This is a genomic window from Streptomyces sp. NBC_00425 (genome assembly GCF_036030735.1).
Lineage (GTDB): Bacteria > Actinomycetota > Actinomycetes > Streptomycetales > Streptomycetaceae > Streptomyces.
In genome coordinates, this window is the sequence record NZ_CP107928.1 from 6,921,084 (window position 1) to 6,938,955 (window position 17,872).

12 protein-coding genes are annotated in these 17,872 nt (G+C 72.9%); 6 read left to right on the plus strand and 6 right to left on the minus strand.

The features are described from left to right. Positions 1-53 precede the first annotated feature (53 nt). A complete protein-coding gene (locus tag OHS82_RS30390; RefSeq protein WP_057583266.1) occupies positions 54-272 on the plus strand; it encodes a hypothetical protein in 219 nt (72 codons plus the stop codon). Here OHS82_RS30390 and OHS82_RS30395 read toward each other — a convergent pair. Then, positions 262-1,062: a site-2 protease family protein gene (locus OHS82_RS30395; RefSeq protein WP_328434987.1), complete on the minus strand. Its 801-nt coding sequence runs from the start codon at positions 1,060-1,062 to the stop codon at positions 262-264. The genes OHS82_RS30390 and OHS82_RS30395 overlap by 11 nt on opposite strands. 189 nt (positions 1,063-1,251) lie before the next feature. Between OHS82_RS30395 and OHS82_RS30400 the strand changes: the two genes are divergently transcribed. Then, the gene (locus OHS82_RS30400; RefSeq protein ID WP_328434988.1) at positions 1,252-5,211 is read left to right on the plus strand and encodes an AfsR/SARP family transcriptional regulator; all 3,960 of its coding nucleotides are present in this window, start codon (positions 1,252-1,254) and stop codon (positions 5,209-5,211) included. Positions 5,212-5,291: 80 nt separating this feature from the next. Here OHS82_RS30400 and OHS82_RS30405 read toward each other — a convergent pair whose 3' ends face one another. The 3 genes from OHS82_RS30405 to panB form a co-directional block, all read right to left on the minus strand. After that, a complete protein-coding gene (locus OHS82_RS30405) occupies positions 5,292-6,110 on the minus strand; it encodes an ABC transporter permease (protein WP_057583272.1) in 819 nt (272 codons plus the stop codon). Further along, positions 6,107-7,135 carry an ATP-binding cassette domain-containing protein gene (locus OHS82_RS30410; protein WP_328434989.1) on the minus strand — a complete coding sequence of 343 codons (1,029 nt, stop codon included), beginning with the start codon at positions 7,133-7,135 and terminating at the stop codon, positions 6,107-6,109. Before OHS82_RS30410 ends, OHS82_RS30405 begins: the two co-directional genes overlap by 4 nt. Positions 7,136-7,390: 255 nt before the next feature. After that, a complete protein-coding gene (panB, locus tag OHS82_RS30415; RefSeq protein ID WP_057583275.1) occupies positions 7,391-8,266 on the minus strand; it encodes a 3-methyl-2-oxobutanoate hydroxymethyltransferase in 876 nt (291 codons plus the stop codon). 181 nt (positions 8,267-8,447) lie between these two features. On the opposite strand from panB, the gene OHS82_RS30420 reads away from it, so the two are divergent. The 4 genes from OHS82_RS30420 (at position 8,448) to OHS82_RS30435 (ending at position 13,335) form a co-directional block, all read left to right on the plus strand. Further along, positions 8,448-10,040, plus strand: coding sequence for an MFS transporter (locus OHS82_RS30420; protein ID WP_057583277.1), 1,593 nt, complete (start codon positions 8,448-8,450; stop codon positions 10,038-10,040). 93 nt (positions 10,041-10,133) lie between these two features. Further along, positions 10,134-10,760 (plus strand): TetR/AcrR family transcriptional regulator, encoded by a 627-nt coding sequence (locus tag OHS82_RS30425; protein WP_057583453.1) that lies wholly within the window; start codon positions 10,134-10,136, stop codon positions 10,758-10,760. Positions 10,761-10,940: 180 nt separating this feature from the next. After that, positions 10,941-12,002 carry an endonuclease/exonuclease/phosphatase family protein gene (locus OHS82_RS30430; protein ID WP_057583279.1) on the plus strand — a complete coding sequence of 354 codons (1,062 nt, stop codon included), beginning with the start codon at positions 10,941-10,943 and terminating at the stop codon, positions 12,000-12,002. A gap of 109 nt (positions 12,003-12,111) precedes the next feature. Further along, positions 12,112-13,335 carry an MFS transporter gene (locus OHS82_RS30435; protein ID WP_057583455.1) on the plus strand — a complete coding sequence of 408 codons (1,224 nt, stop codon included), beginning with the start codon at positions 12,112-12,114 and terminating at the stop codon, positions 13,333-13,335. A gap of 341 nt (positions 13,336-13,676) precedes the next feature. Here the strand turns inward: OHS82_RS30435 and OHS82_RS30440 are convergent, their stop codons facing one another. Further along, positions 13,677-15,431 carry an NAD+ synthase gene (locus OHS82_RS30440; RefSeq protein ID WP_328434990.1) on the minus strand — a complete coding sequence of 585 codons (1,755 nt, stop codon included), beginning with the start codon at positions 15,429-15,431 and terminating at the stop codon, positions 13,677-13,679. A gap of 81 nt (positions 15,432-15,512) precedes the next feature. Continuing rightward, positions 15,513-17,420 carry a S53 family peptidase gene (locus OHS82_RS30445; RefSeq protein ID WP_242433404.1) on the minus strand — a complete coding sequence of 636 codons (1,908 nt, stop codon included), beginning with the start codon at positions 17,418-17,420 and terminating at the stop codon, positions 15,513-15,515. Positions 17,421-17,872: the final 452 nt, after the last annotated feature.

Genomic DNA, 17,872 nt, shown 5'->3' on the forward strand with positions numbered 1-17,872 from the left:
GACACTGGTCGGAGCCAGCCCGGCAGTGTCCCCCGACAGGAGAGAACCGCCCCATGCCCCCCGTTCCCCCGCCCGGCCAGGACCGGCGACTCGCCCTCTACACCCTCGTCGTCTGCGTGCTCGCCGTGGCCGCGGCGGTCGTCTCGTTCGTCCAGGGCAGCTTCCTGGGCATCGTGTGGGTGCTGCTCGCGGGCCTGTCGTCCAACATGACCTGGTACTACATGAAGCGCGACAAGGCCCGCCGGGCCGCCGGCGCCGACGTCACGGGCTGACCGCGCAGTACTCGTCCGCGCCCTCCCAGAAGCGGTACAGCGACTGACCGCAGTACGTGTCGAAGTCGCTGATCCCGAGGGCGCGCAGCACCGCGTCGACCATGTCGAAGAAGACGCCGTTCACCGCCGGCACCCACAGCAGCGCGAACACGAACAGCAGTCCGAACGGCGCGAACGGCTCCACCTGCCGCTTCACGTTGTACGACAGCCACGGCTCGACGACCCCGTAGCCGTCCAGCCCCGGCACCGGCAGGAAGTTCAGGATCGCCGCAGTGACCTGGAGCAGGGCGAGGAAACCGAGCGCGTACCGGAAGTCGTCCGGCACCCCGTCCAGCGCGTCCAGCCAGAAGGGCGCCGTGCACACCACCGCGAACAGCACGTTGGTCAGCGGGCCCGCCGCCGAGATCAGGCTGTGCCGCCAGCGTCCGCGGATCCGGCCGCGCTCGATGAAGACGGCGCCGCCCGGCAGACCGATCCCGCCCATGATCACGAACAGTACCGGCAGCACGACGCTGAGCAGGGCGTGCGTGTACTTGAGGGGGTTGAGCGTCAGGTACCCCTTCGCGCCGACGGAGATGTCCCCGCTGTGCAGCGCGGTACGGGCGTGCGCGTACTCGTGCAGACACAGCGACACGATCCACGCCGCCGTCACGAACAGGAACACCGCCACACCCGGCTGCTCGGCGAACCCGGACCAGGTGGCCCAGCCCGTGACCGCGGTGACGGCCAGGATCCCCAGGAAGACGGGACTGATCCGCCGCTCGCTGCGGCGGGAGGTGGCGGTGGTCATGGAGCCCCCTGGATCGGTTCGCGCGTCCGGCACGCGCGGGTGGAACTGCCCGACCGTACCCGGACGGGGCGTACAGGAGAAACGTCCCGTCCACGCCCCCGGTTCCGGCGCGGCACCGGCCTCCCGCGCGGCGGCCGCTCGCGCCACCCCGACGGAACCCCGTGACCGACCACGATCCCACCGGAGAGAATGAACCCCGTGCGCTATCGCATCCTCGGCACCACCCAAGCACTCCGTCCGGACGGAAGCTCCGTCGCCGTCGGCGGAGCGCGGCTGCGCGCGCTGCTCACCGTGCTGGCGCTGCGGGCCGGCCGGAGCGTTCCCGTGGGGCTGCTGGTGGAGGAGGTCTGGACGGGTGACCCGCCCGCCGACGCGCCGGGCGCCCTGCAGGCGCTGGTCGGGCGGCTGCGCCGGGCCCTCGGGGCGGACGCGATCGACTCCGCCGAGGGCGGCTACCGGCTGGCCGCCGCCCCCGACGACGTCGACCTGCACCGTTTCGAGCGGCTGACCGGCGACGGCGTCCGCGCCCTCGCCGACGGCGACCCGGCGAAGGCGGCCGTCCTGCTGGACGACGCGCTCGGCCTCTGGCACGGACCGGCTCTCGTCGACCTGCCCGACCGGACGGCCGAGGCCGGCCGCTGGGAGGCCCGCCGGATCGACGCGCTGCGCGCCCGCCACACCGCCGCGATCGCCCGGGGCCAGGCCGAGCAGTCGCTGCCCGAACTCACCGCCCTGTGCGACGCCCACCCCCTGGACGAGCCCCTCCAGGCCCTGCGCCTGCGCGCCCTGCGCGACGCTGGCCGCACCGCCCAGGCGCTGGTCGCCTACGACGAGGTGCGCCGACTGCTGGCCGACCGCCTCGGCGCCGATCCGGGCCCCGAACTCCGCACCCTCCACACGGAACTGCTCAACCCCGGTGACCTGGCCGCCCCCGGAGTCCCGAGCGCCTCCAAAGCCCCCGGGCGCGCCCGAGACGCCGGCGCCCCGGGCGATCCGGGACCCTCCCGCGACCCAGATGGTCCGGGCGGTCCGGGGCCTTCCCGCGACCCTGGTGTCCCGGGCGGTCCGGGGAGCTCTGGCGACCAGGGTGTTCCGCGCAGTTCGGGGAGCTCTGGCGACGCCGGGCTTTCCCGTGGCTCGGGTGCGGCGGGCGGCCGAGGGCGTTCCGGTGTCCCGGGCGACCCCGGGTCTTCCCGCGTCCCGGGGGATCTTGAGCGCTCCCGCGACTCCGGTGCGCCGGGCGCCCCGGGCGGTCAGGGGAGCTCTGGCGACCAGGGTGTTCCGGGCGGTCCGGGGCTTTCTTCCGACTCCGGGCTTTACCGCGGCTCCGATGTCTTCCGCGACGTCTGCGGCTTCGATCGGCTCGACGAGCCGAACCGTTCCGGCGGCACCGGCGGGGCCGGGTTTTCCGGTGGTGCCGGTGATCCGGCGGGGGACGGTCTGGCCGGTGCTTCTGAGCGCCGTCCGACGGCGGTGAGCACCGGGGGACCGGGAGGCACGGTCTCCGGCGGCCCGGCCTTCACCCGCCCGGGGCCCGTCGGCGCGGGCGCCGAGGCCCCGGAGCCGCGGGCCCCCGGCAACCTCCGCGCCCGGCTGACCTCCTTCGTCGGGCGGGAGGACGACATCGCGGCCATCCGGGAGGACCTGGCCGGCGCGCGGCTCGTCACCCTGCTCGGGCCCGGCGGGGCCGGCAAGACGCGGTTGTCGCAGGAGGCCGCCGAAACCGTCCGGGACATCGCGAGCGACGGCGTGTGGCTGGCCGAGCTCGCGCCCGTCGCCGCCGCGGACGCGGTCCCGCAGGCCGTCCTCACCGCCGTGGGAGCCCGTGAGACCGTGCTGTACGGCGCCGGCGCCGAGGAGCTGCGGGCTGCCGCCGAACGCCACGGCGACCCCGTGGAGCGCCTGGTCGAGCACTGCGCCCGGCGCCGCATGCTGATCGTTCTCGACAACTGCGAGCACGTGGTGGAGGCGGCCGCCCGGCTCGTCGAGGAACTGCTGGCGCGCTGTCCCGGGGTGACGGTGCTGGCCACCAGCCGCGAGCCGCTCGGCGTGCCCGGCGAGAGGCTGCGTCCGCTCGACCCGCTGCCCGAGCCGGTCGCCCTGCGACTGCTCGCCGACCGGGGCGCGGCCGCCCGGCCGGGCTTCCGCACCGAGGACGACCCCGAGGCCTGCGCCGAGATCTGCCGGCGTCTGGACGGTCTGCCCCTCGCCCTCGAACTGGCCGCCGCCCGGCTGCGCATGCTGACGCCACGCCAGATCGCCGACCGCCTCGACGACCGCTTCCGCCTCCTCACCTCGGGCAGCCGCACGGTGCTGCCGCGCCAGCAGACCCTGCGGGCCGTCGTCGACTGGTCCTGGGACCTGCTCGACGCGGACGAACGCGAAGTCCTGGCCCGGCTCTCGGTCTTCGCGCGCGGCTGCGACCTCGCCGCCGTGGAAGCCGTGTGCGGCGCCGCCCCCGGCGCCGGCGAGGAAGGCCGCGGCGAGGGCGGCGGTCGTGACGTGCGGGACGCCCGCGCGGGCCGGCCGCCCCGCGAACCCCTCGACACCCTGGCCTCGTTGGTCGACAAGTCCCTCGTCGTCGCCGCCCCGGCGCCCGGCGGGGACATGCGCTACCGGCTGCTGGAGACGGTCGCCGAGTACGCGGCCGAGCGGCTGGACGAGTCGGGCGGACGGGCCGCCGCCGAGCGCGCACACCTGACGTACTACCGCGAGTTCGCCCGCACCACCGAGCCGTTGCTGCGCGGTCCCGGTCAGCGCGAGGCCGCCGAAAGCATCCAGCTGGAGTACGAGAACCTGCGCACCGCGCTGCGCCGCGCGGTCGCCGCCCGCGACGAGCAGGAGGCGCTCAGCCTGACGCTGTCCCTCGTCTGGTACTGGCAGATGCGGGATCTGCGCCTCGAGGCGGGAGCCTGGTGCGCCGAGGTCATGGCCCTCGGCCCCGATCCGTTCGCCGAGCCGCTGCGCCGGGCGGCCCCGGTGTGGAAGCCCTGCACCGACTTCCCGCCGCCGTTCACCGGAGAGACCCTCCTGGAGGCGCGCCGTGGCGTCCATCTCGCCCATCTCGCCTGTATGGAGAACCAGGCGGACGACTGGCGGAGCCCGGCGGCGCAGCGCAAGCTGAAGCTGATCGCCCAGGCCTACGAGCCCGGTCTCCCGCAGACCTGCCGCGCGCCCGGCCTGCTCTGGTTCTTCGCCGTGATGCTGACCGGCGACACGGACCGCATGCGCGTGATCGTCGACGCCAACGTGGAGACCTGCCGCCGGACGCCCGGTTACGAGTGGGAGCTCGCCTCCTGCCTGCAGATGCGCGCCAACGTCTTCGCCAACCGCGCGGACTGGGCCGGCAGCGCCTTCCGTGACGCGGACGAGGCCCTGGAGATCTTCCGCCGGCTCGGCGACGTGTGGGGCATCGTGGAAGCCCTGTCCGCGCGCGCCGAAGCCCACGAGCGGCTGGGCGACTACCGCCGCGCCGCCGTCGACTACGTGGGCGCCAGGGAGCACGCCGAACGGATCGGCGCCCGCGCCCACGCGGCGGTTCTCGGCGCCCGGCTGGGCAGCGTGCTGCTGGAGGCGGGCGACGGGGAGCAGGGAGAGCGCCTGCTGCGCGAGGTGATCGACGGTCCGGCGCACGGCGGCAACGAGGCCGCCCCCGCGGCCCGCCTCTTCCTGGCCGGCCGGCTCGGTTCGACGGGGCGCATCGCCGAGGGCCGCGAACAACTCCGGCTGCTGCGCGAGAGCGTGACGTTCGGGAACTTCGCGGTCTTCGACGCGTTCATCCTGGGCGCGGAGGCCTGGCTGGAGGTGGTCGACGGCCGGTATGAGCAGGCCCTGCCGGGCATCCGCTCCGCCCTCGGCCGGGCGACCGACCCGGTGTCCGAGGCCGTCGCCCCGCACCTGCGCTCCTTCTATCTCTCCATCGCCGCGACCGCCCTCACCGGCGTGGAAGGCGGCGCGGACGCCGGCGCCCGCTGTCTCGGGGCCGCCGCCGCCCTGCTGCCGCCGCGGCACGTCCCCCCGCGCCTGGAGCGCGAGGCGCGTGAACTCGCCCTGAGCCGCATCCGCGCGGCGCTCGGCGACGAACACTTCGAGCGGGCGTACGCCGAGGGCGGCGGCCTCTCCTACGAGGAGGCCACCGCCCTGGTGTGACGCGTCGATCCGGGCCGGCCCGGGTCGCGACGACCCGGCGGGCCGGCCCGGTCGTGCCGGCCCTGCGCACCGCGCGCGGCTCAGGTCTTCGTGCGGAACTTGTGGATCGCGACCGGCGCCATCACCGCGGTGAGCCCCGCAGACCAGGCGAGCGTCACCCACAGGCCGTGCGCGACCGGACCGCCCACCATGAGTCCGCGCGCCGCGTCGGCGAGCGCCGACAGCGGGTTGTACGCGGTGAAGTTCTGCAGCCAGCCCGGCATCGACCGGGTCGGCGCGAAGATCGACGAGCCGAACTGCAGCGGCATCAGCACCAGGAAGCCCATCGCCTGCACGGACTGCGCGCTCTTCATGATCACGCCGAGCGTGAGGAACACCCACATCAGAGCCGAGCCGAACACGGTGGCCAGCCCCACGGCGGCGAAGAGACCGGGCCAGTGGGTGATGTCGAAGCCCACCAGGACGGCCACCACCATGAGGATCCCGCACGCGACCAGCATGCGCATCAGCTCCACGACGATCTTGGCGAAGAGCACCGAGCCCCGTCCGATGGGCAGTGACCGGAAGCGGTCCATGACCCCGGAGTTGAAGTCCGTGTTGAAGCCGGTGCCCACGCCCTGCGCCATGTTCATCCCCATCATGGCCAGCAGCCCGGGGATGACGTACTGCACGTACGCCTCCTGACCGCCGCCCAGCGACTGCCCGATGGAGCCGCCGAAGACGTACACGAAGAGCAGGGTGAAGATCACCGGGAAGAGGACCGCGTCGAACATCGACTCCGGGTCCTGTCTGATCCACAGCAGGTTGCGGCGGATCAGCGCGCCGGTGTGCCGCAGGTGGCTGCGCACCGGGATGCGTCCGTCGGCTGCCGTGCTGATGTCGATCGTGGCCGCGCTCATACGGCGACCTCCTCGCGGGTCTCGGTGGGTGTGGCGTCGTTCGGGGCGGAGTCGGCGCGGTGGCCGGTGAGGGAGAGGAACACTTCGTCCAGGCTGGGCAGTTCGGTGGTGAGGGAGGTCAGGGTGACGCCGCGGGCGCTGACCGCGCCGATGACGGCGGTCAGCTGTTCGTCGCTCAGCACCGGGACCAGGACCGAGCCGCGTTCGGCGTCCACGGCGGTGGCGGCGAGCCCGGTGATGCCGAGCTCGTCGAGCCAGCCGGCCAGCGGTCGCAGCTGCAGCGGGTCGGCGGGCCGGATCCGCAGGGCGCGGCCGCCGACCCGGGCCTTCAGCTCCTCGATGCCGCCGCCCGCGATGACCTTGCCCCGGTCGACGACGGTCAGCTCGGAGGCGAGCTGCTCGGCCTCCTCCATGTACTGGGTGGTCAGCAGGACGGTGACGCCGTCCCCGACCATGGACTTGACCTCGGTCCACACCTCGTTGCGGGTGCGGGGGTCCAGTCCCGTGGTGGGTTCGTCGAGGAACAGCACGCTCGGCCGTCCGATCATCGACGCGGCGAGGTCCAGCCGTCGCCGCATGCCGCCGGAGTAGGTGGCCACGGGCCGCTTGGCGGCCTCGGTGAGCGTGAACCGCTCCAACAGCTCGTCGGCGCGCACCCGGGCGTCCCTGCGGGACAGGTCGAGCAGCCGGCCGATGAGGTACAGGTTCTCCCACCCGGGGAGCTTCTCGTCGACGGAGGCGTACTGGCCGGTGAGGCCGATCACCCGGCGCAGCTGCCGGGGCTGGGCCGCGACGTCGTAGCCGGCGACGGTCGCCCGGCCGCTGTCGGCGGCCAGCAGGGTGGACAGGATCCGGACGAGGGTGGTCTTCCCGGCGCCGTTCGGACCGAGGACCCCCATCACGGTGCCCTCGCGCACATCGAGGTCGACCCCGTCCAGCGCCTTCGTCTCGCCGTAGTGCTTGACCAGCCCCCGGACGGTCACGGCGCTGCCCGCGCCGCTGGGGTTGTTGTGGATTCGCGTCATGCCGCAACAGTGGCAACCGCCGCCGACAGACTTCCGACAGGCCGCCGACACCGGCCGCAGGCGCCTGCGGGGAACTGCCGCGCTGCCTACAGACCGCCTACAGACCGCCTACAGGGCTGCCGACAGACCGCCTACAGGCTGTCTGCGGACCGCCCGCGGACCCGCCTGTTGCCCGTCAGCCGGCGCGCCGACGGGGTGGACGCGACCGGGGGACCTCCGTCCCGGCCGGGCGCCCACCCCGTCGGCGCGGCCGGCTCAGTGGACGCTGTGCTCGTCCAGCGGGAACGTTCCGCCGACGACGTCCTCGGCGAAGGCCTTGGCCGCGTCGCCCATCACCTCACGCAGGTTCGCGTACTGCTTGACGAACTTCGGCACCCGGCCGCCGGTCAGCCCGAGCATGTCGGTCCACACCAGCACCTGGGCGTCCGTCTGCGGACCGGCGCCGATGCCGACGGTCGGGATGTGCAGCACGCGCGTGACCTCGGCCGCCAGCTCCGCCGGTACCAGCTCCAGCACCACCGCGAACGCGCCCGCGTCCTGCACGGCCTTGGCGTCCCGCAGCAGCTGTTGGGCCGCCTCCTCGCCGCGCCCCTGTACGCGGTAGCCCATCGCGTTCACGGACTGCGGGGTCAGGCCGATGTGCGCCATGACCGGGATGCCGGACTCCACCAGCAGCTCGATCTGCCGGTGCGAGCGCTCGCCGCCCTCCAGCTTCACGGCCCCGACCCCGGCCTCCTTCACCAGGCGCGTCGCCGAGCGCAGCGCCTGCACCGGGCCCTCCTGGTAGGAGCCGAACGGCAGGTCGCCGACGATCAGCGCACGGGAGGTGCCCCGCACGACGGCCGCCGACAGCATGGTCATCTCGTCGAGGGTGACGGGCACGGTCGTCTCGTAGCCGAGGTGGCAGTTGCCCGCCGAGTCGCCGACGAGCATCACGGGGATCCCGGCCTCGTCGAAGACGGAGGCGGTCATCGCGTCGTAGGCGGTGAGCATGGGCCACTTCTCGCCGCGTTCCTTGGCGAGGGCGATGTCGCGGACGGTGATGCGGCGGGTGCCCTTGCCCCCGTACAGCGCGTTGCTGCCGTCGGTGGGCTTCTGCGGGGCATTGCGGGCAGCCGAGAGCTGCGTCATGGCAACGGCTCCTAACGTCATCTCGAGGCGCCCTCACGGCGTCCCCGGACCACTGCCCATGGTGGCACTTCGCCCGGGCGAGAGCCAGAGCGCCCGCTGTGGGTAAAACCTCAGTAAGAAACACCCTCCGGGCTTTCCGATACGAGACGGGTCCGTATCGGAAACGCCTAAGCTCGTCGCCATGACTACTCCTGCCGTCCCCACCGCTCCGCGGATACCGGAAGCGGTGCACCGGCGTCGTTGGGCGATCCTCGGCGTCCTGATGCTGAGCCTGCTGATCGTGGTGCTCGACAACTCGATCCTGAACGTCGCGATCAAGACGATCTCGACGCCCGCCCCGACCGGCCTCGGCGCCACCCAGAGCGAGCTGGAGTGGGCGATCAACGCCTACACGCTCGTCTTCGCGGGACTGCTGTTCTCCGCGGGCCTCCTCGGCGACCGGATCGGCCGCAAGAAGGTCCTGCTCGGCGGACTCGCCGTGTTCGGCATCGGCTCCGCGCTCGCGGCCGAGTCCGGCACGCCCGCCCAGCTCATCGCCTTCCGCGCGCTGATGGCCCTCGGCGCCGCCTTCGTGATGCCCGCCACCCTCGCCGTCCTGATGAACGTCTTCGAGCGCGAGGAGCAGCCCAAGGCGATCGGCATCTGGGCGGGCGGCGTCGGGCTCGCCATCGCGATCGGGCCCATCACCGGCGGTCTGCTCCTCGCGCACTTCTGGTGGGGTTCGGTGTTCCTCATCAACGTGCCCATCGTGCTGCTCGCGTTCGGGCTGATGATGTGGCTGGTGCCCGAGTCCCGCGACCCGAACCCCGGCCGCCTCGATCCCGTCGGTGTCGCCCTGTCGGTCGTCGGCCTCGTCCTGCTCGTCTACGGCATCATCAAGGGCGGTGAGCTGGCCGACTTCACCGACCCGACCGTGCTCGTGACCATAGGGGCGGGACTGGCGGTCCTCGCCGCGTTCGTGGTGTTCGAGAAGCGCAGCGACCATCCGTCGGTCGACGTCGGGTACTTCCGGAACAAGGTGTTCTCGGCCGCGATCTGCGTCATCGCGCTCGTCTTCTTCGCGCTGATGGGCGTGACGTTCTTCTCGGTCTTCTACACCCAGAGCGTGCGCGGCTACTCACCGCTGCAGACCGGCCTGTTGCTGCTGCCGCTGGCCGCCGCCCAGCTGATCTTCGCGCCGCGCGCCCGGCTCGTAGTGGACCGCATAGGAGTCAGGGCCACGACCACGGCGGCCATGCTCCTCCTCACCGCGACGCTGGGGGCGTTCGCCCTGCTGGAGGCGGACACCCCGATCTGGCTGCTGGAGGTCGTCTTCTTCTGCATGGGCGCCGGAATGGCCCACATCATGACCCCGACCAGCGTGGTCATCATGCAGGCGCTGCCCCGCGAGAAGGCCGGCTCGGCCTCCGCGCTGAGCAACACCTTCCGCCAGGTCGGCGGCGCGCTCGGCATCGCCGTCCTCGGCTCGGTGCTGTCGACCTCGTACCGCGACGGCATCGAGGGCAGCCTCGGCGCGCTGCCGGAGGGCCTGCGGCACACGGCGGGGGAGTCGATCGAGGCGACGCTCGGGGTCGCGGCGAGCCTCGGCGACCGGGGCAAGGCGCTGGTCGGCCCTGCCAACGACGCCTTCCTGCACGCCATGCACGTCACCGCCCTGTGCGGGGCCGGGGTGGCGCTCGTGGGCGCGGCCGTGGTCGCCGCGTTCCTGCCGGGCCGCCCGAAGCCCGTGCCCGCCGACGCGGAGGAGGAGCAGCCGGCCCGCACCACGTCGTAGTGGCCGGCCGGCGGGCGGGTGCGGCGGACGGCCGCCGCCTCCGCCCGTCCGGTGGGCGACAATTCCCGCAGTGCGACGAAAGGATCAGTGGACGTGAGCCCCGCCGACAGCGCAGCCGTCGAGCAGCCCGTCCGGGGGCGGCCCCGGAACGAAGCCCTGGAACGGGCCATCATCGACGTCACGATGAAGCTGCTGGAGGACGGCGTCTCGCTCGCCGAGATGTCCATCGAGCGCATCGCCCGCACCGCCGGCGTCGGCAAGGCCACCATCTACCGGCGCTGGAGCGGGAAGGAGGCGCTGTTCGTGGACGTGCTGCGGGCCGCCGAGCCCGACGACCCCGAACTCCCCGGCACCTCCATGCGCGACGACCTGGTCGTGCTGCTGGAGTCACTGCGCCGGCGCGGACTCGCCAGCCGCTCCTCGGCCATCCTGCACAACGTCCACGCCCAGATGAAGAGCAGTCCGCAGATCTGGACGGCCTACCACAACATGGTGATAGCACCCCGGCGCAGGCTGGGCGTCGAAGTCCTGCGCCGGGGACAGGAGAACGGCGAACTCCGTGCCGACCTCGACCTCGAACTGGTCAACGACATCTTCGTCGGCCCCATGCTCGTGCGCGCCGTCCTGCGCCCCGACGCCGATCTGCCCGAAGACCTCCCGGAGCGCATCGTCGACTCGCTGCTCGCCGGACTACGCCCCGTCAGCTCGCCGCACGCGTAACCCCGATGTGAGCGTTCCGTCACAGACCGGGCCCTGCCCGCCGGCCCCGGAACCCGTGGCGCCGCGCCCTTCGTCCTCGTCCCCGTACGGCCGTCACGAGACGGCGAGATCCAAGCCGATCATCCCCTAGGGTCGTACCCGGGGGGACGGACGGTGCACGGCAGGCAGTGAGGCGACGGTATGGCGCAGCAGGCGTACATGACGGAGACGGACGGCAACGGAGACTCGGGACACGAGCCTCGGGGAGTCCGGCTCCGGCGCCTGATCGGACGTCTGGTGGGCCGGCTGACCACGGGCTGGCGGGGGGACCCGCGCATCTGGCGGCGCGGTCTGGTCGTCGCGGGCGTGGCGCTGGCGCTCTCCCTGGTGATGCTGCTGCACTCGCGCATCCCCAACCGGTACGGCAACCTCGGCAGCCTCACGGAGACGTTCCTGCCGTGGATCGGCGTGTTCGTGCCGGTGCTGCTGGTGCTCGCGGTGGTGCGCAGGTCGGCGACCGCGCTGATCGCCGTCGTGCTGCCGGTCGTGGTGTGGACGAACCTCTTCGGCGGACTGCTCGTCGACCGCACCGGCGCCGGCGGTGACCTCACCGTGGCCACCCACAACGTCAACGCGGACAACCCCGACCCGCAGGGCACCGCCCGGGACGTGGCCGCCTCGGAGGCGGACGTGGTGGCCCTGGAGGAGCTGACCGCCTCGGCCGTCCCCGTGTACGAGAAGGCGCTGGCGTCGACGTACCGGTACCACTCGGTGCAGGGCACGGTCGGGCTGTGGAGCAAGTACCCGCTGAGCGGCGTGCGGGCCGTCGACATCGAACTGGGCTGGACGCGCGCCATGCGGGCGGCCGTCGCGACGCCGCAGGGGGAGGTCGCCGTCTACGTGGCCCATCTGCCCTCGGTGCGGGTCAAGCTGCAGGCCGGGTTCACCGCCCGGCAGCGCGACAAGAGCGCGGACGCGCTGGGCGAGGCGATCGCCGACGAGCGGCTGACCCGGGTGATCCTGCTCGGCGACCTCAACGGCACCATGAACGACCGCTCGTTGAACGCCGTGACCTCCCAGATGCGCTCCACCCAGGGTGCGGCGGGCAGCGGCTTCGGGTTCAGCTGGCCCGCGTCGTTCCCGATGGCGCGGATCGACCAGATCATGGTGAAGGGCGTCGAGCCGGTCACCTCGTGGACGCTGCCGCAGACGGGCAGCGACCATCTGCCGGTGGCGGCGCGTGTGAAGGTCACCACGCCGTAACCGGGGCGTCGCCCGCCGGAATACCTGGCCGGGGAGACTTTGTTCCGTAGTTGAACATACGAAGCGTATGGTGAACGGAACCCGCTCTCCCTCGAAAGGCAAGTTCTTCATGCCTCTGGCCCTGCTCGCCCTGGCCGTGGGTGCCTTCGGCATCGGCACCACCGAGTTCGTGATGATGGGCCTGCTGCCCGACGTCGCGGGCGACCTGCACATCTCCATCCCGGCGGCCGGACACCTGGTCTCCGCGTACGCGCTCGGCGTCGTCATCGGCGCGCCGCTGCTCGCCGCGGCGACCGCGCGGATGTCCCGCCGCACCGTCCTGATCTCCCTGATGGTCCTGTTCGTCGCGGGCAACGCGCTCTCCGCGCTGGCTCCGGACAACGGCTGGCTGCTGGCCGCCCGCTTCCTCAGCGGTCTGCCGCACGGCGCCTTCTTCGGCGTCGGCGCGGTGGTGGCCACCAGCCTGGTCGCGCCGGAGCGCAAGGCCCGCTCGGTGTCGCTGATGTTCCTCGGTCTGACCGTCGCCAACATCGCCGGCGTCCCCGCCGCCACCCTCGTGGGCCAGCACCTCGGCTGGCGGGCGGCCTTCCTCGGCGTCAGCGTGATCGGCCTGGCGGCGATCGCCGCCCTGGCCCTGCTGATCCCGCACGACCACACCCGGGCGCCCGCCGTCGGCCTGCGCCGCGAGCTGTCCGCCCTGCGTTCGCTGCCGGTGTGGCTGGCGCTCGGCACGACGGTGGCCGGCTTCGGCGCCCTGTTCGCCGCCTACAGCTACATCACGCCCATGCTGACGGACTCCGCCGGGTACGCCGGGTCCAGCGTGACGCTGCTGCTGGCGCTGTTCGGCGTCGGCGCCACCATCGGCAACCTGCTCGGCGGCCGGCTCGCCGACCACGCGATGCGGCCCACCCTGTTCGCCGGACTCACCTCGCTGGCCGTGGTCCTGGCCCTGTTCCCGCTGCTGATGACGACGGCCTGGGGCGGCGCGCTGGCCGTGGTCCTGCTGGGCGTCGCGGCGTTCGTGACCGGCTCGCCGCTCAACCTGATGGTGATGGAACGGGCGACCGCGGGCCCCTCGCTGGCCTCCTCCGCCAACCAGGCCGCGTTCAACATGGCCAACGCCGGCGGCGCCTGGATCGGCGGCCTGACCCTCGCGGCCGGCTACGGCGTGACCTCTCCGGCGATCGCCGGAGCGGCCCTGGCGGTACTGGGACTGGGGGTGGCCGGCGTCGCGTACGCCGTCGACGCCCGCCGCGCCCCGCGCCCCAGCGGCCGCGACCGCGTCGTCGCGACCCACGTGCCGCGCCCGGCCAAGGCGGCCGCCCGTCACTGACGCGGGCCGCCGGCCCGCCCGGCCCGCCCCTTCGCGGCGGGCCGGGTCCGCGGCGTTCCCCGTGACCGGTGACCGGTGCCGGTGACCGGTGAGCGGCGGGTGGCTGTCCCCGAGGCGTGCCACCTGCCGCCGATCGGTCCTCGACCCGGACGTGGCTCCCGTCGGCGAGAACCGGGAGACCGCGGGAGCGCGCCTGCGAGCCGTCGGCGTGGGCCGGGCCGCCCTGCGCTGACCCGCCCCCCCCGGCCGGGTTCCGCGCGGAGCCTGGCCGGGGGACCCCCGATCCCGGCTACAGCGCCTCGCGCCAGCGGAGCCCTGCCGGGGTGGACCCCCGACCCCGGCTACAGCGCCTCGCGCCAGCCGTTCGTGATGGGCAGGCGGCGGTCCTTGCCGAAGCCCTTCGCCGAGATCTTCGCGCCCGGCGGGTACTGGCGGCGCTTGTACTCGGCCGTGTCGACCATGCGCAGGGTCTTGGCGACCAGCGCGGGGTCGTAGCCGGCGGCGACGATCGCGTCCGCGCCCTGGTCCCGGTCCACGTACATCTCGAGGATCGCGTCCAGGACCGGGTAGTCCGGGAGCGAGTCCGTGTCCACCTGGCCGGGGCGCAGCTCGGCGCTCGGCGGCTTGGTGATCGAGTTCTCCGGGATCGGCGGGGTCTGGCCCCGCTCGGCCGCGGCGCGGTTGCGCCACTCGGCGAGCCGGAAGATCCACGTCTTGTAGACGTCCTTGATCGGGCCGTACGCGCCGACCGAGTCGCCGTACAGGGTCGAGTAGCCGACCGCCAGCTCCGACTTGTTGCCGGGGGCGAGGACGATGTGGCCCTCCTGGTTGGAGACGGCCATCAGCAGGGTCCCGCGCAGACGCGACTGGAGGTTCTCCTCGGCCAGGCCCGTCAGTCCCAGCGAACCCACGTACGCGTCGAACATCGGCTCGATCGGCACCGTGCGGAAGTTCAGCCCGGTGCGCCGGGCCAGCTCGGCCGCGTCGCCCTTGGAGTGGTCGGAGGAGTACTTGGACGGCATCGACACGCCGTACACGTTCTGCGCGCCCACCGCGTCACAGGCGATGGCCGCGACGAGCGCCGAGTCGATCCCGCCCGACAGCCCGATGAGCACGGACCGGAAGCCGTTCTTCGCGACATACGCCCGCAGGCCCACGACCAGCGCCGAGTAGACCTCCTCGGCGTCGTCCAGCCGCTCCGCGTACCCGCCGCTCAGCTCGGGCTCGTAACGCGGCAGCGGCTCCTCGGACAGCACCACGCGGTCGATGCGCAGACCGTCGTCCACGACGCCCGTCGGCGCGTCGGGGGAGGCCGCGGGCAGGTCCAGGTCCAGGACCACGCAGCCCTCCGAGAACTGCGGGGCCCGCGCGACGACCTCGCCGTCCTTGTCGACGACGATGGAGTCGCCGTCGAAGACGAGCTCGTCCTGACCGCCGATCATCGCGAGGTAGGCGGTGGTGCAGCCGGCCTCCTGCGCCCGCTTGCGGACCAGCTCGAGGCGGGTGTCGTCCTTGTCCCGCTCGTAGGGGGAGGCGTTGACGGAGAGCAGCAGACCGGCTCCGGCGGAGCGCGCCGCGGGGACCCGGCCGCCGTCCTGCCAGAGGTCCTCGCAGATCGCGAGGGCCACGTCGACGCCGTGCACGCGCAGCACCGGCATGGTGTCGCCCGGCACGAAGTAGCGGAACTCGTCGAAGACGCCGTAGTTGGGCAGGTGGTGCTTGGCGAAGGACAGCACCACCTCGCCGCCGTGCAGCACCGCCGCGGCGTTGCGTGGGGAGCCGGCCGGCCGGCCGAACCGCGGCTGGTCGTTCTCCGACCGGTCGAGGTAGCCGACGACGACCGGCAGCCCGCCGAAGCCCTCGTCGGCCAGGCGCGCGGCGAGCTGCCGCAGCGCGGTGCGGGAGGCCTCGACGAAGGAGGAGCGCAGGGCGAGGTCCTCGACGGGATACCCGGTCAGCGCCATCTCCGGGAACGCCACGAGGTGGGCTCCCTGCTCGGCGGAGTGCCGGGTCCAGCGGAGGATCGTTTCGGTGTTGCCGGCGAGGTCGCCGACACGCGAGTCGATCTGGTTCAGGGCGAGACGAAGTTGAGGCACGGGAACAGTGTAATCGTCAGAGCGACGCGATGGGGGGCGCGGGGTGTCGATCGCCCCACGCCCCCCTTCACGTCACGGTGCTCAGCGGCGGCGGTACGAGTCGACGTAGCCGTTCGCGGGCGTGCCCACGCCGGTGACGTCGTCGTAGCCCTTCACCGCGGACAGCGAGCTGTCCTTGCCGAGGCTGCGGACCGAGGTCAGCAGGCCGCCGGTGGCGTCGACGCTGTTGGCGAAGTCGACGCGCGCCACGGCGAGTCCGGACCCCGTGGGGTTGTCGGTCACGTCGTGGTAGACCCGCGTGCCGTACTTGGAGTAGATCGACGGGTTGGCGAAACCGATCGCCTTGCCGCCGCGCGCCTCCTGGGCCAGCGCCTGCACGGCCGCGATGACCGGAGCGGCCAGCGAGGTGCCGCCGATGCGGTACTCGCTGTACTGCTCGGACCCGTCCGGGAAGGTCTGGGTCTGGCCGACCTTGAAGCCGGTGTTCGGGTCGGCGATCGCCGAGATGTCCGGGACGACGCGGTTGCCGGCGGCGTTGTTGGCCGTGGCGAGCGCGTTCGGGACGACGCCCTTCTGGTAGTACGGCTCGGCGACCGTCTTGCTGGTGCCGCCGCCCGCGCCCGAGGTGTACGCGCCGGGGAAGCCCGTCCAGCTCTTGCCGTCCGCGGACAGCGCGGCCTTCTCGGTGCCCCAGCCGGTCTCCCACAGGTACTTGTCGCCCTTGCCGACCGCCAGCGAGGTGCCGCCGACCGCCGTCACCCACGCCGAGTTGGCCGGGGTGTCGACCTGCTTGGTGCCGGTGTTGGCGACCTCGTCGCCGTTGTCGCCGGAGGAGAAGTAGAAGCCGATCCCCTCGACCGCGCCGAACTGGAAGACCTGGTCGTAGGCGGCCGCCAGGTCCGGCGTCTGGTTGGCCTCGACGTCGCCCCAGGAGTTGGAGACGATGTCGGCCAGGTGGTTGTCGACGATCTTGCTCAGCGAGTCGAGCAGGTCGTCGTCCATGCAGGACGCGGCGCCCACGTACGTGACGTTCGCGGCCGGCGCGACCGCGTGCACGGCCTCGACGTCGAGGGTCTCCTCGCCGTACCAGCCCGAGGCGTCGCACTCGTCGGCGCCGGTGTGGGTGTAGTTCTTCGGCAGCACCTGGCCCAGCTGCCCGGTCTTCCAGGCGGCGTCGCCGTGCTTCTTCGCGTACGTGGCCGCGTCGTAGGCGATCGTCGGCGAGGCGAAGGCGTCGGTGATCGCGACGCGCACGCCCTTGCCCGTGTACGAGCCCGCCCCGTAGGCGGCACGCAGCTGCTTGCCGGTGTAACCCTGGACGGCGTAGGGGATCGACTTGCCGTACGCCTTCGGCAGCGTGGTCGCGATGTTCGAACCGTAGTACGAGGAGAACGGTCCGGAGTTCTTGAACACGGCGCCGGGACCCGGCAGCTGATCGCTGTGGGTCGCCTTGTGCGGGGCGTTGTCCAGACCGGTGACGGTCAGGACGGCGCCGTCGAGGCTGTCCGGGACGGTGGCCGCCTTGGCCGGGGCCCGGTAGGTCTTCGAGCCCTTGGCGTAGTTGTGCAGCTGGGTGCCGAACGCCTTCTCGACGGCGGCCACGTCACCGCTGACGGAGACGTAGTGCTCGGTCGTGCCGGTCACCTTCAGACCGGCCGCCGCCAGCCACGACTTGACGGCGGCCACCTGCGCCGCGGTCGCGCCGTAGCGGGCCTTCGCCTGCGCGGCGGAGAGGAACTTGCCGTAGGCGGCGGAGCTCGGGTCGGAGACCGCCTGCGCGTACCGGCCGAGGCCGGCCGCGTCACGTCCCGCGAGGTAGACCCGGGCGGAGACCTGCGCACTGTCCGGGGTCGAGCCCTTGTCCGCCTTGGCCGTGGCCCACGCGGGCTTGGTCCCGGTCAGCGTGTCGCGGGCCGGGGCGTCCGCGGCGTGCGCCGCGGGTATGCCGAGCGCGAGCGCGCCGACGATCATGGGCAGTGTCGCTGCCATGCTCGCTCCGGCGCGCAGCGTGGCGCGATTGGATCTCATAGGACCCCCTGTAGGTGGTTCGACGCGAGTGGATCACTCGACGTGCGGGCCACTCTTGCGACGAACCCTTCATGCCAGGGGAATGCGAACACCAAGAAGCGCCCAAGTGACCGCTTTCTGGCACGGTTTGACGGATACGTCCGCGAAGTCGAGGGAAAACCCTATGAGTTGAGCTAGGGGGCCCACCAGGGGCCGGACCGGCAGTCGGGCTGGGCCGGCTCAGGGGCCGGTCGGGAGTCGGTCTGGGCTGGATCAGGAGCCGGTCCGGCGGCCGGATCAGGGGCCGGGTCGGGAGGCCAACGAGGCCCGCGAGGCCCGGGAGGGCAGGGAGGCCCGGGGAGGTCGTGCGGCGGCCCGGACGGGTGTCCTGTGGGGCCGGGCGGGCGGCCCGGCGGCCGGCGCGCCGCGCCCGC